This window comes from Ruminococcus sp. XPD3002 (assembly GCA_900119535.1).
Classification (GTDB): Bacteria; Bacillota; Clostridia; order Oscillospirales; family Ruminococcaceae; genus Ruminococcus; species Ruminococcus flavefaciens_H.
Genome location: FPJT01000007.1, coordinates 1 through 332 on the forward strand (window position 1 = coordinate 1; position 332 = coordinate 332).

General features: G+C 42.8%; 1 protein-coding gene. It reads right to left on the reverse strand.

Features of this window, described 5'->3' with window-relative positions; translation table 11 throughout:
* A partial coding sequence (locus BT127_RS16770) for a hypothetical protein (RefSeq protein ID WP_175541932.1) occupies positions 1-332 on the reverse strand: 332 nt, incomplete at both ends.

The following is a 332-nucleotide window of genomic DNA, read 5'->3' on the forward strand; positions in this document are numbered from 1 at the left end:
CTACCTCTGTACCGCCGAGGTCTACCTTATTGATGTTGACACTGTTTCTGCCGATGATAGTTGTTACTGTAGTTGTAACAGGTGCAGTTGTTGTTGTGCTGATCTTTGTGGTAGTCACGATCTTTGTACGTGTAGTTCTTGTAGTAGTTTCTACTGTTGTAGTTGTTTCTGTCTCTGCCTTGGTTGTCTCTGTTGTCGACTCGGTTGCAGCCTTAGTCGATGTAGTAGTTGTTGTGCTTGTAGTTGTTGTAGTACTTGTTGTTGTCGACGTTGTGGTTGCCTTAGTAGTTGTTACTGTAGTAACCTTTGTTGTCGTTGTTGAAGTACTTGTG